This window comes from Paraburkholderia sp. GAS333, assembly GCF_050435665.1.
Lineage (GTDB): Bacteria > Pseudomonadota > Gammaproteobacteria > Burkholderiales > Burkholderiaceae > Paraburkholderia > Paraburkholderia fungorum_A.
Window position 1 is genome coordinate 36203 of the sequence record NZ_JBNDKS010000001.1, and the last position, 24477, is coordinate 60679.

At 61.2% G+C, this 24477-nt stretch carries 22 protein-coding genes and 1 tRNA gene; 12 read left to right on the forward strand and 11 right to left on the reverse strand.

Translation table 11 applies throughout. The features are described from left to right. Positions 1-82 precede the first annotated feature (82 nt). From coaE to ABH945_RS00185, 7 genes are all read right to left on the reverse strand, one after another. Entirely contained in the window at positions 83-685 is a 603-nt protein-coding gene (gene coaE / locus ABH945_RS00155) for a dephospho-CoA kinase (protein WP_429249384.1), read from the reverse strand. A 3-nt stretch (positions 686-688) separates the two neighbouring features. Beyond that, positions 689-1630 carry a prepilin peptidase gene (locus ABH945_RS00160; RefSeq protein WP_429249385.1) on the reverse strand — a complete coding sequence of 314 codons (942 nt, stop codon included), beginning with the start codon at positions 1628-1630 and terminating at the stop codon, positions 689-691. A 27-nt stretch (positions 1631-1657) separates the two neighbouring features. Beyond that, the gene (locus ABH945_RS00165; RefSeq protein WP_429249386.1) at positions 1658-2887 is read right to left on the reverse strand and encodes a type II secretion system F family protein; all 1230 of its coding nucleotides are present in this window, start codon (positions 2885-2887) and stop codon (positions 1658-1660) included. Then, entirely contained in the window at positions 2884-4227 is a 1344-nt protein-coding gene (locus ABH945_RS00170) for a GspE/PulE family protein (protein WP_429249387.1), read from the reverse strand. Before ABH945_RS00170 ends, ABH945_RS00165 begins: the two co-directional genes overlap by 4 nt. A gap of 149 nt (positions 4228-4376) precedes the next feature. Beyond that, positions 4377-5675 carry an HlyC/CorC family transporter gene (locus tag ABH945_RS00175; RefSeq protein WP_429249388.1) on the reverse strand — a complete coding sequence of 433 codons (1299 nt, stop codon included), beginning with the start codon at positions 5673-5675 and terminating at the stop codon, positions 4377-4379. A gap of 195 nt (positions 5676-5870) precedes the next feature. After that, positions 5871-5947 (reverse strand) — tRNA-Pro (locus ABH945_RS00180). Between the two features lie 38 nt (positions 5948-5985). Then, on the reverse strand, positions 5986-6978 hold the full coding sequence (locus ABH945_RS00185; RefSeq protein WP_074765866.1) for a polyprenyl synthetase family protein: 993 nt from the start codon (positions 6976-6978) through the stop codon (positions 5986-5988). Positions 6979-7216: 238 nt separating this feature from the next. On the opposite strand from ABH945_RS00185, the gene rplU reads away from it, so the two are divergent. The 4 genes from rplU (at position 7217) to proB (ending at position 10366) form a co-directional block, all read left to right on the forward strand. Beyond that, entirely contained in the window at positions 7217-7528 is a 312-nt protein-coding gene (rplU, locus tag ABH945_RS00190; protein WP_007180329.1) for a 50S ribosomal protein L21, read from the forward strand. Positions 7529-7553: 25 nt separating this feature from the next. Continuing rightward, positions 7554-7817: a 50S ribosomal protein L27 gene (rpmA, locus tag ABH945_RS00195; RefSeq protein WP_007180330.1), complete on the forward strand. Its 264-nt coding sequence runs from the start codon at positions 7554-7556 to the stop codon at positions 7815-7817. Positions 7818-8053: 236 nt separating this feature from the next. Then, a complete protein-coding gene (cgtA, locus tag ABH945_RS00200; RefSeq protein ID WP_429249389.1) occupies positions 8054-9175 on the forward strand; it encodes an Obg family GTPase CgtA in 1122 nt (373 codons plus the stop codon). A gap of 72 nt (positions 9176-9247) precedes the next feature. After that, on the forward strand, positions 9248-10366 hold the full coding sequence (gene proB / locus ABH945_RS00205; protein ID WP_074765862.1) for a glutamate 5-kinase: 1119 nt from the start codon (positions 9248-9250) through the stop codon (positions 10364-10366). Positions 10367-10480: 114 nt separating this feature from the next. On the opposite strand, the gene ABH945_RS00210 is transcribed toward proB, so the two are convergent. Together ABH945_RS00210 and ABH945_RS00215 are read right to left on the reverse strand one after the other, a co-directional pair. Next, positions 10481-11032, reverse strand: a complete 552-nt coding sequence (locus tag ABH945_RS00210; protein ID WP_074766578.1) for a CNP1-like family protein — start codon at positions 11030-11032, stop codon at positions 10481-10483. Positions 11033-11108: 76 nt separating this feature from the next. Further along, positions 11109-11849: an RNA pyrophosphohydrolase gene (locus tag ABH945_RS00215; RefSeq protein WP_429249390.1), complete on the reverse strand. Its 741-nt coding sequence runs from the start codon at positions 11847-11849 to the stop codon at positions 11109-11111. A 313-nt stretch (positions 11850-12162) separates the two neighbouring features. Here ABH945_RS00215 and ABH945_RS00220 point away from each other — a divergent pair, with 313 nt between their 5' ends. Further along, positions 12163-13899: a proline--tRNA ligase gene (locus ABH945_RS00220; RefSeq protein WP_429249391.1), complete on the forward strand. Its 1737-nt coding sequence runs from the start codon at positions 12163-12165 to the stop codon at positions 13897-13899. 12 nt (positions 13900-13911) lie between these two features. Further along, positions 13912-14511 carry a MarC family protein gene (locus ABH945_RS00225; RefSeq protein WP_074765855.1) on the forward strand — a complete coding sequence of 200 codons (600 nt, stop codon included), beginning with the start codon at positions 13912-13914 and terminating at the stop codon, positions 14509-14511. A gap of 84 nt (positions 14512-14595) precedes the next feature. Here the strand turns inward: ABH945_RS00225 and ABH945_RS00230 are convergent, their stop codons facing one another. Continuing rightward, on the reverse strand, positions 14596-15147 hold the full coding sequence (locus tag ABH945_RS00230) for a hypoxanthine-guanine phosphoribosyltransferase (protein WP_074765851.1): 552 nt from the start codon (positions 15145-15147) through the stop codon (positions 14596-14598). Positions 15148-15289: 142 nt separating this feature from the next. Then, the gene (gene ffh / locus ABH945_RS00235; protein ID WP_429249392.1) at positions 15290-16657 is read right to left on the reverse strand and encodes a signal recognition particle protein; all 1368 of its coding nucleotides are present in this window, start codon (positions 16655-16657) and stop codon (positions 15290-15292) included. 83 nt (positions 16658-16740) lie between these two features. Here ffh and ABH945_RS00240 point away from each other — a divergent pair, with 83 nt between their 5' ends. The 6 genes from ABH945_RS00240 (at position 16741) to ABH945_RS00265 (ending at position 24464) form a co-directional block, all read left to right on the forward strand. Then, a complete protein-coding gene (locus ABH945_RS00240) occupies positions 16741-17667 on the forward strand; it encodes a cytochrome C assembly family protein (protein ID WP_074765847.1) in 927 nt (308 codons plus the stop codon). Positions 17668-17677: 10 nt separating this feature from the next. Next, on the forward strand, positions 17678-17998 hold the full coding sequence (locus tag ABH945_RS00245; RefSeq protein WP_429249393.1) for a PP0621 family protein: 321 nt from the start codon (positions 17678-17680) through the stop codon (positions 17996-17998). Next, positions 17995-18591, forward strand: coding sequence for a 1,6-anhydro-N-acetylmuramyl-L-alanine amidase AmpD (ampD, locus tag ABH945_RS00250; protein ID WP_429249394.1), 597 nt, complete (start codon positions 17995-17997; stop codon positions 18589-18591). The genes ABH945_RS00245 and ampD overlap by 4 nt, the downstream gene beginning before the upstream one ends. Positions 18592-19121: 530 nt before the next feature. Continuing rightward, positions 19122-22127 carry a ribonucleoside-diphosphate reductase subunit alpha gene (locus ABH945_RS00255; RefSeq protein ID WP_074765842.1) on the forward strand — a complete coding sequence of 1002 codons (3006 nt, stop codon included), beginning with the start codon at positions 19122-19124 and terminating at the stop codon, positions 22125-22127. Between the two features lie 692 nt (positions 22128-22819). Continuing rightward, a complete protein-coding gene (locus ABH945_RS00260) occupies positions 22820-24052 on the forward strand; it encodes a ribonucleotide-diphosphate reductase subunit beta (RefSeq protein WP_074766576.1) in 1233 nt (410 codons plus the stop codon). Between the two features lie 85 nt (positions 24053-24137). Next, the gene (locus ABH945_RS00265; RefSeq protein ID WP_074765841.1) at positions 24138-24464 is read left to right on the forward strand and encodes a hypothetical protein; all 327 of its coding nucleotides are present in this window, start codon (positions 24138-24140) and stop codon (positions 24462-24464) included. Positions 24465-24477 lie beyond the last annotated feature (13 nt).

Genomic DNA, 24477 nt, shown 5'->3' on the forward strand with positions numbered 1-24477 from the left:
TTCCAGCGGTTTCTGCGTGCTTCGACGTGCGCTTCGATTCACCTTTCGATTCGTGCGCTGTCGCAAAACGCAGCAGCCGCTTTCACGTATTCGCGAGCGACAGGTACACGCGATGCTGCGCTTCGACCTGCGTTTCCAGCAATTCGAGCGGGGCGTTGTCGTTATCTATCACGTCGTCGGCGGCGGCGAGACGGGCTTCACGTGTAGCCTGACGCGCGATGATAGCTAGCACCTGTTCGCGGCTGAAGCCGTTGCGATTCATCACGCGCGCAATTTGTGTTTCTACACTGCAATCGACGGTGAGCACGCGGTTCACGCGATTTTTCCAGCTACCGGATTCGACCAGCAGCGGCACCACGATGATCACGTACGGTCCTTGCGCTTCGTGCTGTTCGCGTTCGGTCTCTGCACGAATCAGTGGATGTGTGATTGCTTCGAGGCGTTTGCGCGCGCCCTCGTCGCTGAAGACAAGCGCACGCATCTGGGCGCGATCGAGCGAGCCGTCTGGAGCAACGAACGCCTCGCCGAATTCGGCGGCAATCTGCGGCATTGCAAGACCACGCGGCGCGGTGATGCGATGCGCGATCAGGTCGGTGTCGACGAGCGGTACACCGTGCGCGGCGAACAGGTCTGCAACGGTCGATTTGCCGCTGCCGATGCCACCGGTCAGTCCCACGACAAACATGGTTCAGCCTCCCAGAGCCAGGTAAAGCGGCGTGCCGAAGAACAGCGTGAGCGCGCCACCCGCAGCGAGAAACGGTCCGAATGGCAACGGTTCTTCGAAGCGCATGCGGCCTCTCCATGTTGCCGCGAGGCCCACGACTGCGCCGGTCACTGCCGCGACCAGGACTATCTGCGGGAGCGCGGCCCAACCGAGCCACGCGCCGAGTGCCGCCAGTAATTTGAAGTCGCCATAACCCATGCCTTCAACACCACGCACCAGCTTGAATAGCCAATGCACGGCCCACAGCACCAGGTAGCCGAAGATAGCGCCGAGCACGGCATCGTGCAGGTTCGCAAACGTGCCGCCGAAATTGACGATGAGACCAGCCCAGAGGAGTGGCAGCGTCATCGAGTCGGGCAGCAGATGGGTGTCGATATCGATCGCGCTCATCGCAAGCAACGTCGCGCAGAGGCTAAAAGCGGCGAGCGCGATTAGAGTTGGACCGAACGTCGCGAGCGAACCGGTGGCAAGCGCTGCGGTTGCGATTTCAAGCAACGGGTAGCGCAGGCTCACGCGCGTTTTGCAAGCCGAGCAACGCCCGCGCAAGAGCACGTAACTCAGTACCGGCAAATTTTCCCACGCGCTCAGAACGTGGCCGCAATGAGGACATGCACTGCGCGGCACCCACAGGTTGTAGCGCGCCGGCAGACCGTCGTCTTCGGGCGGCTGTTCAGTGGACTCGCGGATTTCATCGCGCCAGGCACGCTCCAGCATGATCGGCAGACGATGCACGACCACATTCAGGAAGCTGCCGATCACAAGGCCGAACACGATCGCGAACGCAAATTGCAGGCCGCTAGGCAAGCTGCCGAACGCCGCGCCGAGAGCGCTTGTGAAGTGCTCGGGCAATAAGCCCGAGAGCAGGCTGGAAGAGGTTTCTGGCACGAATGAAAGAGGAGCCCGCATAGATAAGGGATGGATTCGGCTGCGATCCTACACCACGTTGCCGAGTTGAATAATGGGAAGATACATCGCGATTACAAGCCCGCCGACCAGCGCGCCCAGCACCACGATGACAAGCGGTTCGCACAAGCTGGCCAGTGTGCCAATCTTTTCATCTACCTGACGATCTGCGAGCGATGCTATGTCGATCAGCATGGTGTCGAGCGCACCGGACTCTTCGGCGACGGCGACCGGCTGCACGACCTCCGGCGGAAAACAGCGCTCCGCACGCATCGCTGCAGCTAGCCGCTCGCCGCGCCGCAAGCGCGCGGCGATTTCCGTGGTGGCGCGATCGAAAAAAGCGTTGCCGGTGGCATGAGTCAACGAGTCGAATGCATCGGCCAAAGGCGTTCCCGCCGACAGCAACGTGCCCAGCGCGCGGCTCCAGCGTGCCGCGCACAACGTGCTCAGCAACGGGCCAGCAACAGGCATTTTGAGCGACAGACGCGCGAACCGGATACGTGCCATTTCGGAACGCCGGAGCAGAAACGTCACGGCCGAAGACAATGCGAAGATCATGACGAACAACGGCACGCTCCAGCGCGCCGCGCCCGCCGATAACGCGAGCACGAACTGTGTCGGCGCCGGAAGCTTTGCGCCGAATCCGTCGAAGATCTGTTTGAAAGTCGGCACCACCCACACGAGCAATGCCGCGGTAATCGCCATTGCCAGCAACAGAATCGCAGCAGGATAGGTGAGTGCCGCGCGCACTTTTGCGCGTTGCGCGGCGGCGCGCTCGCGGTCTTCCGCGATACGGGCGAGAACGGCGGCGAGTGCGCCGGCTGCTTCACCAACTTCGACAAGCTGGCAATACAGCACGTTGAATTGCCCCGGGTGCCGCTGCAATGCCGCCGAGAAACGCAAGCCGCCGGTGATGTCGCGGGCCAACGCGCCGACTATTCGCGGCATGCCTTGCCGGTTCGAAGACTGCGCCTGCGCTAGCAGATCCAGCGCGGGCGCAAGCGGCAAACCCGCTCGCAACAAACTCGCGAGTTGACGCGTGAACAGGGTGACCTCTGTGGCGCGTGCTTTCGGACTCGATGCCGTTCCGTGCGCGGTCAGTTCAATGACGAACAGATGGTCGCGCTTGAGCATGGCGCGCGCGGCAGCAGCGTCCGGCGCTATGAGCGTGCCGTTCTTGTGGATGCCGTCGGCGTTGGCGCCTCGCCATTTGAAGTGCGTATCGGCAATGGACGGTCGATGTGTTGGCGTTGGGCTCATGCGACCTCGGTGGCAGCCAATGCCTCGGAGAGACTGGTAGTGCCGTCGCGCACTCGCGCCAATGCGGCGTCGCGCAAAGTGTCGACCTGTTCGGTTCGCGCGAGCCGTGCAAGCTCATGCGAGCCGGCGCTTGCCACGATCAGTTCACGCATGGCATCGGAGACGGGCATCACCTGATGAACGCCGACGCGTCCGCGGTAGCCGATACCGTGGCAGGCCGCGCAGCCGACCGCCGCGTAGGGCTGCCAGCCTTCGAGCTGGTCTTCGTCGAAGCCTGCCGCTCGCAGCGCGGCCGACGATTGTGACGCGGGCGCACGGCAAGCGACGCACAGGCGCCGGACCAGCCGCTGCGCCGTCACCATCCTCAGTGCGGCCGCCAGGTTGTACGGCTCGACGCCAATATCGATCAGACGGGCGACCGCTGCGGGTGCGTCGTTCGTATGCAAAGTCGACAGCACGAGGTGGCCGGTTTGCGCGGCTTTTACGGCGACGTCCGCAGTTTCGTGGTCACGGATTTCGCCGACCATGATGACGTCGGGGTCCTGCCGCAAAAACGCGCGGAGCGCTACCGCGAAAGTCAGTCCGGCCTTTTCGCGCACACTGACCTGATTGATGCCGGCGAGCTGAATTTCCGCTGGATCTTCCACCGAACACAGATTGGTCGCTTCACCATTCAGAAGATTCAGGAAGCAGTAGAGCGACAACGTCTTGCCGCTGCCAGTAGGGCCCGTGACGAGCACCAGACCGTGAGGCGCACGAATCGCGGCATCAAGCGTCTCGCGTTGGCGCGGATTCAGACCGAGCGTGTCGAGTGAAAGATCTGCCGGTAGTGCGTCGAGACGGCGCAACACCAGCTTTTCACCAAACAGCGTGGGCAGCGAATTGACACGATAGTCCTCGACGCGACCCGGCGACGTGGCGATGCGCAACCGCCCGTCTTGCGGCACTCGCCGCTCGGCGATATCCATGCGCGCCAGCACTTTCACACGCGTAATAAATGCGTCTCGCAGATGCGCGGGCGGCTGCGGAATTTCATGCAGCACGCCGTCGATTCGCAGGCGCACGCGCCAGCCGTGTTCCGCCGGTTCAATATGTAGATCGGATGCGTTGCGACGGGTGGCTTCCTGCAAGGTGTCGGTCAGGAGACGGACGGCGGGGGCGTTGTCGGGGTCCGCGTTGCTAGCTGAATTGGCGGATGGGTTGGCTACGGCGCGATTCGCGGCAGGATTCGCCGCATTGGCCTCGCCCGCGAACGCATGGGGTTTCGGCCTGGCCGCGCCTTCGCGGTCGAGCGAGCTCGACCGCGGCGAGGCAACTGCGTTAGGAAAAGACGTTTGCATGAGAGACCGGTGATGAGCCGCCTGTTGAACACGATGGCGTCATCTTCCGGCGAGGAGGTGGCTTAGTGCCACTCGGCCATTCGGCTAATGGCGCGAGTCTCGCCGCTATGCGAAGCTGGGCGAATCAGTCGTGGCCCCAAGCCGGGAAGCTAGCCCAGCAGCGCCTTACCGGCCTTTGCGCGTGCCGGCGGTTTAAACAGTTTGACGGTGCGAATCGCCTGATCGTCGCTGCGCATGACTTCGAGTTTGATATCGCCGATCTGCACGCACACGTCACCGTCGGGAATGTCTTCGAGAATTTCGAGGATCAGGCCGTTGAGCGTCTTCGGCCCGTCGGTCGGCAGCGTGATTTGCAGCCAGCGATTCAGTTCGCGCAACGGCATGCTGCCCGCGACGATGCATTCGCCGCTCTCGTTCCAGCCGCCGCGTGAATTGGCGCTACGGGGAATCGACGTCGTGAACTCACCGATCAGTTCTTCGATGATGTCTTCAGGCGTGACGAGACCCTGAAGTTCGCCATATTCGTTGACGACCAGCGCCGTGCGATGACGGCTCTCCTGGAAGTATTGAAGTTGCTGGAATACGGGCGTGCCGGAGGGAACGAAATACGGTTCGGCCAATAGTTCGCGCAGTGTTTCGCGCTCAAGCTCCTGGTTATGCAAGGCGGCCAGCGTCTTGCGAACATGCAGCACGCCCAGCACCCGGTCGATGTCGCCTTGATAGACGATCAGCTTGTTGTGATAGCAGGTTTCGAGTTGATGGAGGATCTGTTCGAACGGCGCATCGAAATCGAGTGCCTCGATACGGCGACGCGGAATCATCACGTCGTCGACGGAAATGTTTTCGAGGTCGAACAGGTTCAGCAGAATGCTGCGGTGCTTGGTCGGCATGAAGCTGCCGGATTCGAGCACGATGGAGCGCAATTCTTCGGTCGAGAGACGCTGGTCGCGTGCGCCTTTCGTGTTGATGTGCAGCACACGCAGAATGCCGTTCGCGAACAGATTGACGATCCAGACGAGCGGTTTGGCGACGCGCATCATCGGCGCGATCAACAGGCTCGCCGGCAGCGCGATTTTCTCAGGGAACGTTGCGCCGACGATCTTCGGCGTGATTTCCGCGAACACGATGATCAGGAACGCGACGATGCCGGTCGCGATCGACAGCACTACGTTGTTGCGTCCGAACGTATGCAATGCGATCGACGTAGTCAGTACCGGAATGATCGTATTGAACAGATTGTTGCCGATCAGCACGACGCTCAACAGTTGATCGGTATGCGCCAGCAGACCTTGAGTGGTCCTGGCGCCAAGTGCGTTCTTACTTGCAAGGTGTTTCAGGCGATGGCGGTTGATCGCCATCATCGCCGTTTCGGAAATCGAGAAGAAGCTCGAACAGACAAGCAGCAGAAAGACGGCGCCAATCTGCGCCCATAAGGGAAGTTGTTCCACGCGTCGTGAAGGATAGGGGAGAGGATGGAGAGAATATAGCAGAGGGGGCTGCGCGAGCCGCCTGAGCGGGCGGCGGCGGCCAAACAGCATTGCTCGCCGAGTGCATGTGCGGCCGACGCAAAAGCTGCGTTGAAAAACAAAAAACCGCCGAGCAAGCTGGGCGGTTTTTCGAGCCTTGAACTAACAAGGCAAATCTGGTCGGGGTGAGAGGATTCGAACCTCCGGCCTCTACGTCCCGAACGTAGCGCTCTACCAGGCTAAGCTACACCCCGATTTCTACTGCTGGACTCTTACGGTGTTTCAGTCTCGTTCAAGACTGTCTTGCCGTCGAGTAAGAACATAATTCTAGCAGGGTATCTTTAAAAATGGAATCAGGAAATGAAGAAATTGCTGCTGCGGCTGCTTGAGCTTCCTGTTTTGCGCATTCGAGCGTGTGATCCAAGGCGCCTGAACGGGTGATCGCCTCGAAAATCGTGTCGAAGCGATCCGTGCCGCCTTGTTCGATGGCTTCGCGCGCCAGCGCCGACTGCTCCGGCGTGCCGCGTTCGATCAGATAGATCAGCGGGAGCGTGGGTTTGCCTTCACGAAGATCGTCGCCGGCATTCTTGCCCATGGATTCAGCCGTGCCCGTGTAGTCGAGCCAGTCGTCCATGATCTGGAAAGCTGTACCGATCCGGCGGCCGAACTCCGCTGCGGCTGCCTCGATTTTCGCGTCCGAACCGGCCAGCACCGCACCGAGTTGGGCCGCGGCCTCGAACAGCTTGGCAGTCTTGTAGCGGATCACCTGCATATAGCGGGCTTCGTCGACATCGGCGTCATGCATGTTCAGCAGTTGCAGAACTTCGCCTTCGGAGATGACGTTGGTCGCCTCGGACAAAATCTCCATGACCCGCATCTTGCCCACGCCGACCATCATCTGGAAGGAGCGCGAGTACAAAAAGTCGCCGACCAGCACGCTCGCGGCGTTGCCGAACAGCGCATTGGCGGTCTGACGGCCGCGCCGCAGATCGGATTCGTCGACAACGTCGTCGTGCAGCAGAGTCGCCGTGTGAATGAATTCGACGACAGCGGCCAGTTCATGGCGATGTCCCGTGGTTTCACCCAGCGCACCGGCCACCAGCAACAGCAGCGCTGGCCGCAGCCGCTTGCCGCCGGCGCTGATGATGTACTCGGAAATCTGATTGATCAGCATCACGTCGGACGCGAGACGGTGCCTGATGACGCGATTGACCTGCTGCATGTCTTCGGCGATCGGAGCGAGCAGGCTGGCGGCGTTTGAGGAGGGGGTGGCAGTCGACGACATGATGGCTGAATTGGGTAGTGCCGCGAATTATAAGGCGAATCGCGACAGTTCCGGGTCGCAGGCTGCGGCGCGGCGCGTTCGAAGCCGCGTCAGAACCCGCGCGCCGGGCTGTGCGGCAGGGTGCGGGCATTATGCACGGCGGCTTGCAATGAGTTTTGACCGAGCAGCTAACTCTATGTATAATCACGGGTTTCCGCGCGCGGTGCGTGGAAAAAATGAACACAGAGTGAGGTTCTCAATGTACGCGGTCATAAAAACCGGTGGCAAGCAGTATAAAGTTGCCGTCGGCGAAAAACTTAAAGTAGAACAGATACCGGCAGACATTGACGCTGAAATCACGCTCGACCAGGTTCTCGCAGTGGGCGAAGGCGAATCGATTAAGTTCGGTACGCCGCTGGTCAGTGGGGCTTCCGTCAAGGCTACCGTCGTGTCGCAAGGTCGTCACGCAAAAGTGACCATCTTCAAGATGCGTCGCCGGAAGCACTACCAGAAGCATGGCGGCCACCGCCAGAACTATACCGAACTGCGCATCGACGCGATCAACGCGTAAGCGCACCGGTTAAGGAGCAAATCAAATGGCACACAAAAAGGCAGGCGGATCATCCCGCAACGGCCGCGACTCTGAATCGAAGCGTCTCGGCGTGAAGGTTTATGGCGGTCAGGCTATCAACGCTGGCGGCATCATCGTTCGTCAACGTGGCACGCGTATGCACCCGGGCGAAAACGTCGGCATCGGCAAGGATCACACCTTGTTCGCGCTGACGGACGGCCACGTCAATTTCTCGACGAAAGGCGCAGCGAAGAAGCACATGGTCAACGTCGTCCCGGCAGCAGTCTGAGTTAGTCAGGCACGGGCTTCAGGACCGAAAAAAGGCCCCGCGAAGTTAGCGGGGCTTTTTTTATTGCAGCGCTTTGCCGGATTCGCGACGGTCGATTGCCTTCGGTCCTATGCCGTTCGGCCAATTGATCAACGTGCGGCGGGCGCGGCAAAATAGCATTTCAAGCATCTGGCAGTACAAAGCAGCATTAAATCTAGCAGCACCATCTGGCAGTACACCACGGGACGGAGTTACGCATGAAGTTCATTGACGAAGCGAGGATTGAAGTCATCGCCGGCGACGGAGGGGATGGCAGCGCGTCGATGCGCCGCGAGAAGTTCGTTCCGTTCGGCGGCCCTGATGGTGGCGATGGCGGCCGGGGCGGCAGCGTGATCGCGATCGCAGACCGCAACATCAACACGCTGATCGACTACCGGTACGCGAAAAAACATCTGGCGCGCAACGGCGAAAACGGCCGTGGCGCGGACTGCTACGGCAAGGGCGGCGATGACATCACGCTGCGCATGCCGGTTGGCACGACCATCACCGACATGGAAACGGGCGAGCTGATTGCCGACCTGACCGAGCACAACCAGAGCGTGCAAATCGCGCAAGGCGGTGCGGGCGGTCTCGGTAACCTGCATTTCAAATCCAGTACGAACCGCGCGCCGCGTCAGAAGACCGACGGCAAGCCGGGCGAGCGCCGCATGGTGCGCCTCGAGTTGAAGGTGCTGGCCGACGTCGGTCTGCTCGGCATGCCGAACGCAGGCAAGTCGACCTTTATTTCGTCGGTGTCGAACGCGAAGCCGAAGATCGCCGACTACCCGTTCACGACGCTCGCGCCGAACCTCGGCGTGGTTCGCGTCGGGCCGAGCCGCAGCTTTGTGATCGCCGACATTCCTGGTCTGATCGAAGGCGCGGCAGAAGGCGCGGGTCTTGGTCACCAGTTCTTGCGACATCTGCAACGCACGGGCTTGTTGCTGCACATCATCGACCTCGCACCGTTCGACGAGGCGGTCGATCCGGTCGCGGAAGCCAAGGCGATCGTCAACGAGCTGCGCAAGTACGACGAACTGCTGTATGAAAAAACGCGCTGGCTCGTGCTGAACAAGCTCGATATGGTGCCCGAAGACGAACGCGAAGCACGTGTTTCGGCGTTCTTGGAAGGCTTCGGCTGGGAAGGTCCGGTGTTCGAAATCTCGGCGCTGACCGGCCAGGGTTGTGAAAACCTCTGCTACGCAGTGTTCGACCACATCGCCGCGCATTCGGATGCACAGCGCCAGGCGGAAGCCGAAGATCTCGCCGCCGACGTGCGTTTCCGCGAAAAGCCGGCAGCAGCGGCCGCGGCAGACGAGTCCAGCGTCGATCCGCAGGAATAAAAAAGCTCGAGCGCCGGCGGCCTCTGCGTGCTGCCGGCTTGCATCACGCGTTATCTTGGGAGACTGCGCACAATGCGTTCCGTCATCGCAGATTCACGGCGATTGGTAGTGAAAGTCGGTTCGAGCCTTGTCACGAATGACGGGCGCGGCCTCGATCATGCTGCGATCGGCCGCTGGGCCGCGCAGATTGCCGCGTTGCGTGCACAAGGCAAGGAAGTGGTGCTGGTTAGCTCGGGCGCCATCGCTGAAGGAATGCAGCGGCTTGGCTGGACCAAAAGGCCGCGCGAAATCGACGAATTGCAGGCGGCCGCGGCTGTCGGTCAAATGGGCCTCGCGCAGGTCTACGAAAGCCGCTTTGCCGAACACTCCATTCAAACCGCGCAGATTCTGCTGACGCACGCCGATCTTGCCGACCGCGAACGCTATCTGAACGCGCGCTCCACGTTGCTGACGCTGTTGCGTCTCGGCGTGGTGCCAATCATCAATGAAAACGACACGGTCGTTACCGACGAAATCAAGTTCGGCGACAACGACACGCTAGGTGCGCTGGTCGCCAATCTGATCGAAGGCGATGCGCTCATCATCCTTACCGATCAGCAAGGTCTTTTCACCGCTGATCCGCGCAAGGATCCGAACGCCACGCTGGTTCAGGAGGCCGATGCTGGTGCGCCGGAACTCGAAGCCATGGCGGGTGGTGCGGGTTCGAGCCTTGGCCGGGGCGGCATGCTGACCAAGATTCTCGCCGCCAAACGCGCCGCTCACAGCGGCGCGAATACGGTGATAGCGAGTGGGCGTGAGGCGGATGTGTTGTCCCGACTCGCATCGGGTGAAGCAATCGGCACGCAATTGATTGCACGCACGGCGCGGATGGCCGCCCGCAAACAATGGATGACCGACCACCTGCAGGTGCGCGGCCACGTGGTTATCGACGACGGCGCGGTTGAAAAGCTGACCGGTGGCGGCAAGAGTTTGCTGCCGATTGGTATTGTCGGCGTGCATGGCGCGTTTGCGCGCGGTGAGGTTATTGCCTGCCTGAACGCGGCGGGGCTCGAAGTGGCGCGCGGCCTGACCAACTACAGCAGCGCGGAGACGAAGCTGATCCAACGGCGTCCGAGTGGCGAGATTGAATCGGTGCTCGGCTACATGCTGGAGCCTGAATTGATCCATCGCGACAACCTGGTACTGGTTTAGTCACTGCCTGACCCTCGCGACGAGCACGTAAAAAAGCCGCTCCAACTTTCCGTGGAGCGGCTTTTTTATATTCAACGCGTATTCGGATTCACATCAGGCCAACCTGCCGGCGTCTCAATGGATCAACGAGGCTGCCGTGCGTTTGTAGCGAATGTTCTCAACGATCTGCTGCGCGTTGCCTGTCGGCATCTTGTTCGCGCACATGTAATCCTGATAGAGCGACGCCTGATATGCATTCAGCGTGCCGTTCTCAATGCGCCTGAATTCGTTCGCGACGGTCGTGTCCCAGCCATCGTGGTCCGCGTTCAAACCCGCGTACTGACGTGTCTCATACGTATCGCAGCGAATCCCTTCGTAATTCACGTTGCGCGCGCCGCTCGGGCTGGTCACCACCACGACATAGCGCACCACGCCGTCGGAACCGACGCTAACCGAAGTCCGGTCGATTGCGAATTGCAGCGGCGTGTTGCCCGACACTTCGAAAGGCAGCAAATTCGATTCTTGCGGCAGCGGCGGCAACGTGTCCACCTTGTTTTCAACCCAGGTGCCTTTCCGGTCCAGCAGATAGACGAATGTGCTGTCGTCTTTATTGGTGGGTTTGCTGGCGCAACCAGCCAGCAGGGCGCCGGTGGCGACGCACGCCACGACGAGTGCAATTGCTTTCAATATGGTTTCCTCGAAATACTGGCGCGGCTCGAGGAGCCGCGCCAGCAGAGACGGCCTGGACAGCCGCATGAAGTTGTTAATTGCGCACGCCCGGGCGGTACAGCGAGCCGAGGGTTTCGCTGGCCGATTCGTCTTCGTGTTCCGACTCGGCGTCTACTTCAGCCGCTGACCCGGAGCCCGGACCGCAATCGGGTGCGATCGTGACGTGAACCGATGTTTCGATGCTGACGGTGGTTATCGAAGTCACCGTCATTACCGTGGAATCCGGTGGACTTTCCATTGACGACGCTATCCGGGGATAACGAGGCCCATGGTGCCCGCCAGGTTTTTCCGCACGCGGCGCAGCCCGGCGCATGAAACGGGATAGCTCCGTCAGCGCCAACTGATACACATCCCGCTTGAACTCGATCACACAGTCGAGCGGCACCCAGTACTCGTTCCAACGCCAGGCATCGAACTCAGGGTGGTCGGTGGCGCGCAAGCAGATGTCGCAATCGCGTCCTACCATCCGGAGCAAGAACCAGATTTGTTTCTGGCCGCGGTAATGACCGCGTACTTCGCGCTTGATGAACTTGTCAGGCACCTCGTAACGCAACCAGTCGCGCGTGCGACCGATCACCTTGACGTGCTCAGGAAGCAGCCCGGTTTCTTCGTGTAACTCCCGATACATCGCTTGCACGGGGGTCTCTCCGTACTTGATGCCCCCTTGCGGAAACTGCCAGGAATGTTCACGGAGCCGTTTGCCCCAAAACACCTCGTTGTGCGCGTTCAAGAGGATGATGCCGACGTTCGGGCGAAAGCCTTCACGATCCAGCATACAACCACCTTCGAATCCTTTAAAATTGCTTTGATTATAAACAGATAACGGTCCCGACGCACCGAATCGGCCCAGAATGGAACGATTCGCCGCAAAAGGGCAGCGTTTGCGGTAGCCTGTCAGTCTTTCCGTGCCTTATCCCTTGTGCAAAAGGCTTTGCGCGGCGCGGTTTGTCCAGCCAGCGGCGCCGCGAACGGTATGCGTACCGGTTGTCGGACAAACCGTGCCGGCTCGCGCCGGGTCTGTGTCGATTTCCCCACCGTTTTCACCTTTCGGGCGGTCCCTCCGGAGCCGCCGCTTTTGGAAAATCTGAATGAAAGCTTCCCGTTTCTTTATCGGCACCCTGAAAGAAGCTCCGGCCGACGCCGAGATCGTCAGCCATAAGCTCATGGTGCGCGCCGGCATGATCCGTCGCGTGGCCGGCGGTATCTATAACTACCTGCCTGTCGGCCTGCGCTCGATCCGCAAGGTGGAAAACATCGTGCGCGAAGAAATGAACCGGGCAGGCGGGATCGAACTGCTGATGCCGTCGGTGCAGCCGGCCGAGTTGTGGCAGGAATCGGGCCGCTGGGAAAAATACGGTCCTGAACTGCTGCGCTTCAAGGACCGCAGGCAATCCGACTTCGTGCTCGGGCCGACGCACGAAGAAGTGGTGACGGACATCGCGCGGAACCAGATCAAGAGCTATCGTCAGTTGCCGGTCAACTTCTACCAGGTGCAGACCAAGTTCCGCGACGAAATCCGCCCGCGTTTCGGCGTGATGCGCGGTCGCGAGTTCATCATGAAAGACGCCTACTCGTTCGACAAGGACGCGGACGGTCTGCGCGAGTCGTATCGCAAGATGTACGACGCGTACGTGCGCATTTTCACGCGCCTCGGTCTGGACTTCCGTGCGGTGGCGGCGGACAACGGTTCGATCGGCGGCAGCGGTTCACATGAGTTTCACGTGATCGCCGATACCGGTGAGGACGCGATCGCCTATTGCCCGACCTCGGAGTTCGCGGCGAACGTCGAAGCGGCTGAAGCGCTGCCGCTGTACGCGGAACGTGCGGCTGCGGCCGAAGACATGAAGAAGACCGCCACGCCTGGTAAGGCGAAGTGCGAGGCCGTCGCCGAGTTGCTGAACATTCCGCTCGAACGCACGATCAAGTCGATCATCCTCGCTACCGAAAACGAAGGCGCCGAGCCGACCATCTGGTTGCTGATGCTGCGCGGCGACCACGATCTGAACGAGATCAAGGCAAGCAAGCTGCCGGGTCTGGCCGACTTCCGCATGGCAACCGAAGCCGAAATCGTCGAGACGTTCGGCACGCCGCCGGGTTACCTCGGTCCGATCAACACGAAAAGGCCGGTCAAGGTCGTCGCGGATCGCACGGTCGCGAACATGAGCGACTTCGTGGTCGGCGCGAACGAGGTGGATTTCCACATCACCGGTGTGAACTGGGGCCGTGATCTGCCGGAACCGGTCGTCGCCGACATCCGCAACGTGAAGAAGGGCGATCCGTCGCCGGACGGCAAGGGCGTGATCGACATCTGCCGCGGTATCGAAGTGGGCCACGTGTTCCAGCTCGGCACGAAGTATTCAGAAGCGATGAACGCGAATTGCCTCGACGAGAACGGCAAGCCGAAGCCGATGGAAATGGGCTGCTACGGCATCGGCATCACGCGCATTCTCGGCGCCGCGATCGAACAGAATTTCGACGACAAGGGCATCATCTGGCCGGAATCGATTGCACCGTTCGAAGTCGTGCTGTGCCCGATGGGCTATGACCGCAGCGAAGCCGTGCGCGAGCAGGCCGACAAGCTGTACGCGGAACTGGTCGAAGCGGGCGTCGACGTAATTCTCGACGATCGTGGCGAGCGCCCCGGCGTGATGTTCGCCGACTGGGAACTGATCGGCGTGCCGCATCGTCTGGTGATCGGCGACCGCGGGCTGAAGGACGGCAAGCTTGAATACCAGGGCCGTCGCGACGCTGAAGCAACGCTGCTGCCGGTCGAAGACGCCGCCCAAACGGTGATCGGAAAAGTCCGCGCAGCGTTGGCTCGCTAAGCGGAGCGGACGGTGGAGTACACCTTCCTGTCCGCGACCATCCTGCTGATTCTGATCACTGATCCGCTCGGCAATATTCCGCTGTTCATCAGCTGCCTGCGCAGCGTGTCGCCGGAGCGTCGCACGATCGTCATTCTCCGTGAGGTGGCGATCGCGTTTGCGATCCTGCTGGTGTTCATGGTGCTCGGTCAGGGCTTTTTGCGCGCAATGAGCCTGACCGACCAGTCGCTGCGGATCGGTGGTGGGATCGTGCTGTTTCTGATCGCGCTGCGGATGGTGTTTCCGCATCCGGACGGTCCGTTTGGCGGCGATTCACGCGGCGGCGAGCCGCTGATCGTGCCGCTCGCGATTCCCGCGCTCGCGGGTCCGTCGGCATTGGCAACGGTGATGCTGCTGACGTCGCAGGCGCCCGGCAAGACGCTCGAATGGATCGGTGCGCTGACCGTCACGATGATTGTCTGCGCGATCGTACTGATGCTGGCCGAGCGCATTCAGGCGTGGCTGGGCGAGCGTGCGATGGCCGCGTTCGAACGCCTGATGGGCCTGGTGCTGGTGGCGATCGCAGTGGAAATGATGCTCGGCGGCATCCGCTCCTTCGTGCATCAGCTTTGAATCGAGAGCAACGCGACCAATAAAAAAGCGGCCCATCTGGGCCGCTTTTTTACATCTATCGCTACTCGCGTAGACGCTTTAACTTCACGCGCCTTCGGTCAGCGCGCGGATAGTCGGCAGGTTGCGCCAGTAACCCTTCGCGTCCATCCCGCAGCCGAACACATAGCGGTCTGGCACTTCAAAACCGCAGTAATCCGGACGCAGCGGCTTCGCCTTCGGAATGATCTTCTCGCACAGCACCGCGCTCAGGAAACGCTTCGCGCCCATGGCCATGATGCGGTCGCGGATCGCGGCCATTGTCTCGCCTTCGTCGAGAATGTCGTCGAGCACCAGCACGACGCGATCCTTCACCGACTCGGCCGGCGCCACGCGCCATTGCATCTCGTTGCCGCCCTTGGTGGTGTTGCGGTAGCGGGTCAGGTGGATGTAGTCGAACTCGAGCGGGAAATCGAGGTGCGGCAACAGCATGCCGGTGAACACCGCCGCTCCGCCCATGACCGACAGCACGAGCGGGAAGTCCTCGCTCATCTCGTCGCGGATGGCGGACGCCATGCCGCTGATCGACGCGTTGACGTCGTCGGCCGAAACGATTTCTTCGGAGTGGCTAAAAATGTGGAGAGCTTCTTCGCGGTTCATGACGTCTGACGGGCGGTGACTGTATACATAGTGTGGGTGAGAAGGGCGGCACGCGGTACAGAACAAACCCGCATGAATCTGAAAGTTGCCGCGCGTTCCGTGATGCATCTACCAGAACGCGCGTCCGCCATCCTGTTCAAGCTTAGCGCATGCCGGGCAACATGCCCTTCATGCCGCGCATCATCTTCTGCAGATTGCCGCCCTTGAGCTTTTTCATCATGGTGCGCATCTGGTCGTACTGGTTCAGCATGCGGTTGACTTCCTGCACCTGCACGCCCGCGCCCGCAGCGATACGGCGCTTGCGGGTGGCCTTGATCAGATCGGGCTTCGCGCGCTCGAGCGGCGTCATCGAATTGATGATGCCTTCCATGCGGCGCATCTGCTTTTCGGCCTGGCCCATGTTGGCACCGGCGGCGGCTTGCTGGAATTGCGCGGGCAGCTTGTCCATCAGCGACGACAGACCGCCCATGCCCTTCATTTGCGTGAGTTGCGCGCGGAAATCGTTCAGATCGAAGTCGCCGCCTTTCTTGACCTTGTCGGCGAGCTTCTGCGCGGCCTGGACGTCGACGCCCTTCTGCGCTTCTTCGACGAGGGCGAGAATGTCGCCCATGCCAAGAATCCGGTTCGCCATCCGGTCCGGGTAGAAAATCTCGAGACCGTCGAGCTTTTCGGCGACACCGACGAACTTGATCGGCTTGCCCGTCACGTGACGCACGGAAAGCGCCGCGCCACCACGCGAATCGCCGTCGAGCTTGGTGAGGACCACGCCGGTGAGCGGCAGCGCGTCGCTAAACGCTTTCGCGGTGTTGACCGCGTCCTGACCGAGCATCGCGTCGACCACGAACAGCGTTTCCGCCGGCTTCAGTTCGCCGTGCAGCGCGGTGATTTCCGCCATCATCGCTTCGTCGATACCGAGACGGCCGGCCGTGTCGACCAGCAGCACGTCGTGGTAGTGGCGCTTGGCCCAATCCACCGCGGCGCGCGCGATGTCGACCGGCTTCTGATCGGGTTCCGACGGGAAGAAGTCTGCGCCGACCTGCTCGGTCACCGTCTTCAACTGCGCGATAGCAGCGGGGCGGTAGACGTCGCACGAAACGGTCAGAACCTTCTTCTTGTACTTTTCGCGCAGCAGCTTCGCGAGCTTGCCGACCGTGGTCGTCTTACCGGCGCCTTGCAGACCCGCCATCAGGATGACGGCCGGCGGCGTGACGGCGAGATTCAGTTCGACGGCCTTGCCTTCGTAGTCGCCACCGATCACCGCGGTCAGCTCGCGCTGCACCACGCCGACCAGCGCCTGACCCGGCGACAGGCTGCTGATGACTTCCTCACCGAGGGCCTTTTCCTTCACCTTGGCGATGAACTCGCGCACGACGGGCAGCGCCACGTCGGCCTCGAGGAGCGCGAGGCGAACTTCGCGCAGCATTTCCTGGGTGTTCGCCTCGGTGAGCCGGGCTTCGCCGCGCAGCGTCTTGACGACGCGCGCCATCCGTTGAGTCAGATTGTCGAGCATGGGGAGCGATGAACGGTGGTGCGGCCCGCGCAGCACGCGACGAGGAGACGTCGTGGAGTAGGGGCCTAGTGTAAACTTCGAATATGGATATTGTACTGTATGCCCTCACTGCGCTCCTCTATGGCGGTCTCGCCGTAGCTGGCTGGCGCTCGCACCGGCACGCCGCCGTGCGCCCCATGCTCGAGAGCGTGCCGCCGGTGCCCGCCGCGACGGACCCGACATCGGTTTCCGCGGCTTCGGGCATGAGCACGCCGGGACGCGCGTTGCTATTCGTCGCGCTGCTTGCGCATGGCGTGCTGCTGCACACCACCATCTTTCCGCAGAACGCGATGGTGTTCGGCTTCGCGTTCGCGCTGTCGGCGATGTTCTGGCTCGGCTCGGGCATCTACTGGATCGAGAGCTTTTTCTTTCCGCTCGACGGCTTGCGTCTGCTGGTGTTGCCGCTCGCCTGCATTGCCTCGCTGATGCCGCTCGCGTTCGGCGGCGTCCGCGTGTTGCCCTATTCGGCCGCGCCGATGTTCAAGCTGCACTTCCTGATCGCCAACATCGCGTATGGTCTGTTCGCGATCGCGGCGCTGCACGCAATCCTGATGCTGCTGGTCGAGCGTCGTTTGCATGCCATGCGCGGGGGTCTCGCGCAACGAAACGTGGCCGCCGCGAGCAACGGCTGGCTGTCGAGCTGGCTCGATACGCTGCCGCCGCTGCTGACGCTGGAAAAACTGCTGTTCCGTCTGATCGGCGCAGGTTTTGTTCTGCTGACGTTGACGCTCGTATCGGGCATCCTGTTCAGCGAGCAACTGGTCGACCGCGCGTTGCGGCTCGATCACAAGACCGTGTTCGCGATTCTTTCGTGGGTCATGTTCGGCGCGCTGCTGACTGCGCGCAAGGTATCCGGCTGGCGCGGCCGTGCGGCATTGCGCTGGGTGCTGGCGTCGTTCGTCGCGCTGTTGCTGGCGTACGTCGGCAGCCGTTTTGTTTTCGAGGTGCTGTTGCACCGTGCTGTAGTGTGAGCGTGTCCCCATGCGACAAATTTTTCTGCTGATCCTCCTGTTTATCGTCGGCCAATGGCTGGTGAAGGCACTGCGTCGTCATGACGCACAATCCGCGCAACGCACCGGGAGCGCCGGCGCGAACGATGCGAACGGCGCGGGTGCCAAAGGTGCAAATGGCGGCGCGCGTCCGGCGGAAGCACCGAAGCTCGCCGAGCCGATGATCCGTTGCGTCGAGTGCGGCGTGCATGCGCCGAAGAGCGACTCCGTTGTGGTAGCCGGCCAGCCGTTCTGCAGCGACGCGCATGCGCAACGTCACGGCGCGCGTCCGTCGGGCCGCGACGCTCGATGAGCGTCGAATTCACCGTCGACGCAGACGGTTGGGTCGCCGCCGCACGCAAACTGCCATCGCCGAATTTTGAAGCGCGGCCCGAAGGGGTCGTGCCGACGCTGGTCGTGGTCCACAACATCAGCCTGCCGCCCAATGAGTTCGGCGGCACGGCGATCGCCGAGCTATTCCAGAACACGCTCGACTGCGACGCGCATCCGTACTACGACGCGCATCTGCGCGGCGTGCGGGTGTCCGCGCATTTCGTGATTCTTCGCGACGGCACGCTCGAACAGTTCGTGTCGTGCAACGAACGCGCGTGGCATGCGGGCGCGTCGAATTTCTTCGGCCGCGAGCGCTGCAATGATTTCTCGATCGGCATCGAGCTGGAAGGCAGCGACACCACTGCCTTCGACGCGGCGCAATACCGCACGCTCGCGGCACTCGTGAGCGCGTTGAAGGCGCGCTATCCGGTCGAAGCGCTGGCCGGTCACTCGGACATCGCACCGGGTCGCAAGACCGATCCCGGACCCCACTTCGAGTGGTCGCGTCTGCAAGCCGACACCACGCTCGACGCTCGGTACTTCCCCTATCTCAAGTTTTCCGGGACGCGGTAAACACCCCTTTGCGTGATATCGCAGAACCCGACGAAAGCGCGGCGCAGCCGTGTTCTCCGGGGAGGCCGCTTCGCGCCGTGCGATCCGAAAAGTCAAGACTTACGGAGCAAATAAAACCATTTGATCTGTTTTGATTCTCCACTATACTTGGTGCCACAAACCGGGTTGTGCACTATATCTTGTGTGGTCTGTGCATAACTCTGTGAATAACCGAGTGTATAAGTCCGCGGCGCCCCGCTCTCCGAGCATGGCGCCGCAAGCATTCCAAGGCAGTGAAATATCCCTGTGGTGGAGCCGGTAGAGACCTCCGGCGTCATCCAGCAACATTCGGGAAAAGGGCACAGCAAGTGATCGCGACACACACCATGAAGACCGTTTTCAATTCGAATCAGGCTTCATCGCAGTCGCATCCCGCCACCCGGCCCAGCCGGCCTTTTTCCCGCGCCCCATTGCTTGCGTACATGTCTGCGCAGCGTTCGTTTTAATCCGCGGCACTCGCCGCACCATTTCCAGAACCAGGAGCTTTGCACATGCAAACCACCGACAACGCGACGACCCGCTACGAGGGCTCATCGACTGGCCAGGCGTTCGGCCAGGCTCAAGACGCCCAGTCGCTCGCGCCGCAGGCGACTTACGCCGACTACAAGGTGATCCGTCGTAACGGCAGCGTGGTGTCGTTCGAACCGTCGAAAATCGCCATCGCTGTGACGAAGGCATTTCTGGCCGTCAACGGTGGTCAAGGTGCGGCGTCGGCGCGTGTGCGCGAACTGGTCGAACAACTCACGGCGAGCGTGGTGCGCGCGCTGCTGCGCAGCCGTCCGAACGGCGGCACGTTCCATATCGAAGACATTCAGGACCAGGTCGAACTCGCGCTGATGCGCGGCGGCGAGCACAACGTCGCGCGTGCTTACGTGCTGTATCGCGAGAAGCGTACGCAGGCTCGCGGTCATGACGAGCTCGTCGCGGCCAGCGCGCCGGGTCTGAACGTAACCGACAACGGCGTCACGCGGCCGCTCGATCTGGTTGCACTGCGCAACGTGATCGAATCCGCCTGCGCGAACCTGGGCGACGCGGTGAGCGCCGACCCGATCATCGCGGAAACGGTGAAGAATCTGTACGACGGCGTGCCGATGACGCAGGTCTACGACTCGGCCATTCTCGCTGCCCGCACGATGATCGAAAAAGACCCGGCGTACAGCCAGGTCACCGCGCGCATCCTGCTGCACACGATCCGCCGTGAGATCCTCGAAGAAGAAGTCACGCAAGGCGAAATGGCCGAGCGCTACGCCGAGTACTTCCCGAAGTTCATCAAGCGCGGTATCGGCGCCGGCCTGCTCGACGACAAGCTTCAGCAATTCGACCTGAAGCGCCTGGGCGCTGCGCTCGACAACAGCCGCGACCTGCAATTCGGCTACCTCGGTCTGCAAACGCTGTATGACCGCTACTTCCTGCATCACGACAACGTCCGCATCGAAATGCCGCAGGCATTCTTTATGCGTGTCGCAATGGGCCTGTCGCTGAACGAGATCGACCGCGAAGCGCGCGCCATCGAGTTCTACAACATCCTGTCGAGCTTCGACTTCATGTCGTCCACGCCGACGCTGTTCAACTCGGGCACGCATCGCTCGCAACTGTCGTCGTGCTACCTGACGACGGTCGAAGACGACCTCGACGGTATCTATGAAGCGCTGAAGGAAAACGCGCTGCTGTCGAAATTCGCCGGCGGTCTGGGCAACGACTGGACGCGTGTGCGTGCACTCGGTTCGCACATCAAGGGCACCAACGGCAAGTCGCAAGGCGTCGTGCCGTTCCTGAAGGTCGTCAACGACACGGCAGTCGCGGTGAACCAGGGCGGCAAGCGCAAGGGCGCGGTGTGCGCGTACCTGGAAACGTGGCACCTGGACATCGAAGAATTCCTCGAGCTGCGTAAGAACACGGGCGACGACCGTCGCCGCACGCACGACATGAACACGGCGAACTGGATTCCCGACCTGTTCATGAAGCGCGTGATGGAAGGCGGCGACTGGACGCTGTTCTCGCCGTCCACCTGCCCGGATCTGCACGACCTGTTCGGCGCGGAATTCGAAACGGCTTACACGGCTTACGAAGCGAAGGTCGCGCGCGGCGAGATCAAGCTGTTCAAGAAGGTGCCGGCGGCGCAACTGTGGCGCAAGATGCTGGGCATGCTGTTCGAAACCGGCCACCCGTGGATCACGTTCAAGGATCCGTGCAATGTGCGTTCGCCGCAACAGCACGTCGGTGTCGTCCACTCGTCGAACCTGTGCACGGAAATCACGCTGAACACCAGCGACGCCGAAATCGCCGTCTGCAACCTGGGTTCGGTGAACCTCGTCGCTCACCTGAAGGAACAGGCCGACGGCACGCTCGTGCTTGACCACGACAAGTTGAAGCGCACCATCAGCGTGGCAATGCGCATGCTCGACAACGTGATCGACATCAATTACTACGCGGTCGCCAAGGCACGTAACTCGAACCTGAAGCATCGTCCGGTCGGCATGGGCATCATGGGCTTCCAGGACTGCCTGCACCTGCTGCGCACGCCGTACGCGTCGGAAGAGGCGGTCAAGTTCGCCGACACGTCGATGGAAGCGGTTTGCTACTACGCCTACTACGCGTCGACGGAACTGGCGCAGGAGCGCGGCCGTTACTCCACCTACCGCGGCTCGCTGTGGGATCGCGGCATCCTCCCGCAAGACTCGGTGAAGCTGCTGGCCGATGCGCGCGGCGGTTACGTCGAAGTCGATTCGAGCGAATCGATGGACTGGACCGAACTGCGTTCGCGTATCGCCCAGTACGGCATGCGCAACTCGAACTGCGTGGCGATCGCGCCGACGGCGACGATCTCGAACATCATCGGCGTGTCGGCCTGTATCGAACCGACGTTCCAGAACCTGTATGTGAAGTCGAATCTGTCGGGCGAATTCACGGTGGTCAACGACTACCTGGTGCGCGACCTGAAAGCACGCGGTCTGTGGGACGAAGTGATGGTCGCCGACCTGAAATACTTCGACGGCACGCTGTCGCGCATCGACCGCATTCCGGCCGACCTGCGCGCAATCTACGCGACCGCGTTCGAACTCGATCCGGTATGGCTGGTGGAAGCTGCGTCGCGTCGTCAGAAGTGGATCGACCAGGCTCAGTCGCTGAACATCTACATGGGCGGTGCGTCGGGTAAGAAGCTCGACGAGATCTACAAGCTCGCATGGGTGCGCGGTCTGAAGACTACGTACTACCTCCGCACGATGGCGGCGACGCACGTCGAGAAGTCGACGGTTGCGCACGGCGCGCTGAACGCGGTGAGCTCAGGTGGCAGCGAAGGTTCGGGCGGTGCAGCAGGTGGCGCGGCGGGTGGATTCGGTACGAACAACGGCGCGGTTGGTGGTGCCGCAGGCGGCTTTCAGGCTTCAGCGTCCACGCCAGCAGTCGGGGTTGAAGCAGCGCCGGAAGCGGATGGTCCGGTCTGCATGATGCGTCCGGGCGATCCTGGTTTCGAAGAGTGCGAGGCTTGCCAGTAAGTTGTCGGCAAGCAGTCAGCGAGCAGCAGGATCGCTGCTTGCTGACGGGTGTAGGTAATGACCCGCAGCAATACCCGCAGGTAACGATCAGCAAAAGTTGGTCGTAGTGGAAGAAGGGAAGACGATGAACGGCGAGTGGAATTGGAAGCGCGCCGTTCATCGTCGGTAGCGACATCAGCGACGCAGAGCAGCAGCACGCAGTCAGCAGCCGGCATCACTACCAAGCGCGCGACACAGGGCGCTCAGCAAACGCTTCGAGTGGTGGGTCGATCAACGGAATCGACCGCAAGCATCGCTCGACATGACATTGAACTTCACCTCGCTTCCACTGACGAACAGGCAAACGCGAGGCATGTGTCAGGCAACGCAAAGCAACTGCGAAGCGAGCGCGGACCACCGCGCAGAGCATCGCAAACGCAACGCTCCAGCAATCGCAAGACGTTGCGAACACGCTCCGCAATACAGATAGATAGAGCAGCGAAACGTCATCGCGACACGTTGCTCTTCGAGCTCGCGAAGCACGTCGACGACACACGTTCAACACGCTTCATCTGAGGCGTCACACACAGTAGGTTGAACAAAGTGTTGTATGAACGTAGCAACGCGAATCGAAAACAGGATTTTTCGCGAACGAACTCTTTTATCGCTCGTGAAAAGATGGTACAAACCGTTCTAAATTGATGGTGACATTTATGCTCAACTGGGATGACGAGATCACTGCCGTAACTCCCTCGAGCGGCGCGCAACAGAATGCGTTGCGCAACGCAGCGGGACCGGCTGTCGGTTCGCAAATCGGAACGCGTTCCGCTCCTCATGCTCCCTCGGACCGAAACGTCTTCGCGTCTCAAGACGTTTTCGAAAAAGGCATTGCCGCTGCTCACGCTGCCGGAACGGCAGCGGTTTCTGAAGCGCGAGTCAATGTCGCCGACAAGCGCATCATCAACGGCCAGACCGACGTCAATCAGTTGGTGCCGTTCAAATATAAGTGGGCCTGGGAAAAGTATCTGGCTGGTTGCGCCAACCACTGGATGCCGCAAGAAGTGAACATGTCGCGCGACATCGCCCTCTGGAAAGACCCGAACGGTCTGACCGAAGACGAGCGCCGCATCGTCAAGCGCAACCTGGGCTTCTTCGTGACGGCCGACTCGCTCGCCGCCAACAACATCGTGCTGGGCACCTACCGCCACATCACGGCGCCCGAATGCCGCCAGTTCCTGCTGCGCCAGGCGTTCGAAGAGGCGATCCACACGCACGCTTACCAGTACATCGTCGAATCGCTGGGTCTCGACGAAGGCGAAATCTTCAACGCGTATCACGAGGTTGCCTCGATCCGCGCGAAAGACGAATTCCTGATTCCGTACATCAACGTGCTGACCGATCCGGGCTTCAAGACCGGCACGCTCGAGACTGACCAGACGCTGCTTCGCTCGCTGATCGTGTTCGCCTGCGTGATGGAAGGCCTGTTCTTCTACGTCGGCTTTACACAAATCCTGGCGCTCGGCCGTCAGAACAAGATGACCGGCGCGGCGGAACAGTACCAGTACATCCTGCGCGACGAGTCGATGCACTGCAACTTCGGCATCGACCTGATCAACCAGATCAAACTCGAAAACCCGCAACTCTGGACGGCTGAGTTCCGCGCGGAAATCCGCGAGATCTTCCAGCAAGCGGTCGAACTTGAATATCGTTACGCAGAAGACACGATGCCGCGCGGGGTGCTCGGCCTCAACGCGTCGATGTTCAAGAGCTATCTGCGCTTCATCTGCAACCGCCGTTGCCAGCAGATCGGTCTCGATCCGCTGTACCCGAACGAGGAAAACCCGTTCCCGTGGATGAGCGAGATGATCGACCTGAAGAAGGAACGCAACTTCTTCGAGACGCGAGTGATCGAATATCAAACTGGCGGCGCGCTGACCTGGGAGTGATCCGGGTTCGTGTCGCAGACGCAATATCGATGGGGATGCCGTCGGCTTCGGCCGCGGCAATTTTGGCTAGGAGCTTAACCGCCTGATGCAAAGCTTGCCCGGTGCGTCGCGTGCCTTCGCGGCCCACAAATATGACTGGCACTTTGCGGACCCTTCAGTGGGATGGGCAAACTTCCCCCCGGAAAAAGCCGTTGGCGTTGTCGCCAGCGGCTCGATCAAGCAATTGCCGGCATTGAGATTCGATGCCGAACAGATCTGGCGCGCGGTGCCTTGTGGCACGGCGCGCCTTACCGCATTCATTAGCGTAAGCGCGCGGCACCTGCGTACGCCGATGAATAGCCCGCTTCGTAGCGCGCGCCCTGAGAAGCGTCCGCGGGAAGCGGGTTTTGACGAAGGGTGTAGTTTGAACTGACTCTCATCTGAAA

What these genes read in the sequence shown, in the direction of transcription:
- proB (WP_074765862.1), top strand. Translation starts at nt 9,248, where the DNA reads ATGCGTTCCGTCATCGCAGATTCACGGCGATTGGTAGTGAAAGTCGGT.
- ABH945_RS00240 (WP_074765847.1), top strand. Translation starts at nt 16,741, where the DNA reads ATGGATATTGTACTGTATGCCCTCACTGCGCTCCTCTATGGCGGTCTC.
- cgtA (WP_429249389.1), top strand. Translation starts at nt 8,054, where the DNA reads ATGAAGTTCATTGACGAAGCGAGGATTGAAGTCATCGCCGGCGACGGA.
- ABH945_RS00265 (WP_074765841.1), top strand. Translation starts at nt 24,138, where the DNA reads ATGCAAAGCTTGCCCGGTGCGTCGCGTGCCTTCGCGGCCCACAAATAT.
- ABH945_RS00185 (WP_074765866.1), bottom strand. Translation starts at nt 6,978, where the DNA reads ATGTCGTCGACTGCCACCCCCTCCTCAAACGCCGCCAGCCTGCTCGCT.
- ABH945_RS00255 (WP_074765842.1), top strand. Translation starts at nt 19,122, where the DNA reads ATGCAAACCACCGACAACGCGACGACCCGCTACGAGGGCTCATCGACT.
- ABH945_RS00165 (WP_429249386.1), bottom strand. Translation starts at nt 2,887, where the DNA reads ATGAGCCCAACGCCAACACATCGACCGTCCATTGCCGATACGCACTTC.
- rplU (WP_007180329.1), top strand. Translation starts at nt 7,217, where the DNA reads ATGTACGCGGTCATAAAAACCGGTGGCAAGCAGTATAAAGTTGCCGTC.
- ABH945_RS00245 (WP_429249393.1), top strand. Translation starts at nt 17,678, where the DNA reads ATGCGACAAATTTTTCTGCTGATCCTCCTGTTTATCGTCGGCCAATGG.
- ABH945_RS00260 (WP_074766576.1), top strand. Translation starts at nt 22,820, where the DNA reads ATGCTCAACTGGGATGACGAGATCACTGCCGTAACTCCCTCGAGCGGC.
- rpmA (WP_007180330.1), top strand. Translation starts at nt 7,554, where the DNA reads ATGGCACACAAAAAGGCAGGCGGATCATCCCGCAACGGCCGCGACTCT.
- ABH945_RS00160 (WP_429249385.1), bottom strand. Translation starts at nt 1,630, where the DNA reads ATGCGGGCTCCTCTTTCATTCGTGCCAGAAACCTCTTCCAGCCTGCTC.
- ampD (WP_429249394.1), top strand. Translation starts at nt 17,995, where the DNA reads ATGAGCGTCGAATTCACCGTCGACGCAGACGGTTGGGTCGCCGCCGCA.
- ffh (WP_429249392.1), bottom strand. Translation starts at nt 16,657, where the DNA reads ATGCTCGACAATCTGACTCAACGGATGGCGCGCGTCGTCAAGACGCTG.
- coaE (WP_429249384.1), bottom strand. Translation starts at nt 685, where the DNA reads ATGTTTGTCGTGGGACTGACCGGTGGCATCGGCAGCGGCAAATCGACC.
- ABH945_RS00215 (WP_429249390.1), bottom strand. Translation starts at nt 11,849, where the DNA reads ATGCTGGATCGTGAAGGCTTTCGCCCGAACGTCGGCATCATCCTCTTG.
- ABH945_RS00230 (WP_074765851.1), bottom strand. Translation starts at nt 15,147, where the DNA reads ATGAACCGCGAAGAAGCTCTCCACATTTTTAGCCACTCCGAAGAAATC.
- ABH945_RS00220 (WP_429249391.1), top strand. Translation starts at nt 12,163, where the DNA reads ATGAAAGCTTCCCGTTTCTTTATCGGCACCCTGAAAGAAGCTCCGGCC.
- ABH945_RS00170 (WP_429249387.1), bottom strand. Translation starts at nt 4,227, where the DNA reads ATGCAAACGTCTTTTCCTAACGCAGTTGCCTCGCCGCGGTCGAGCTCG.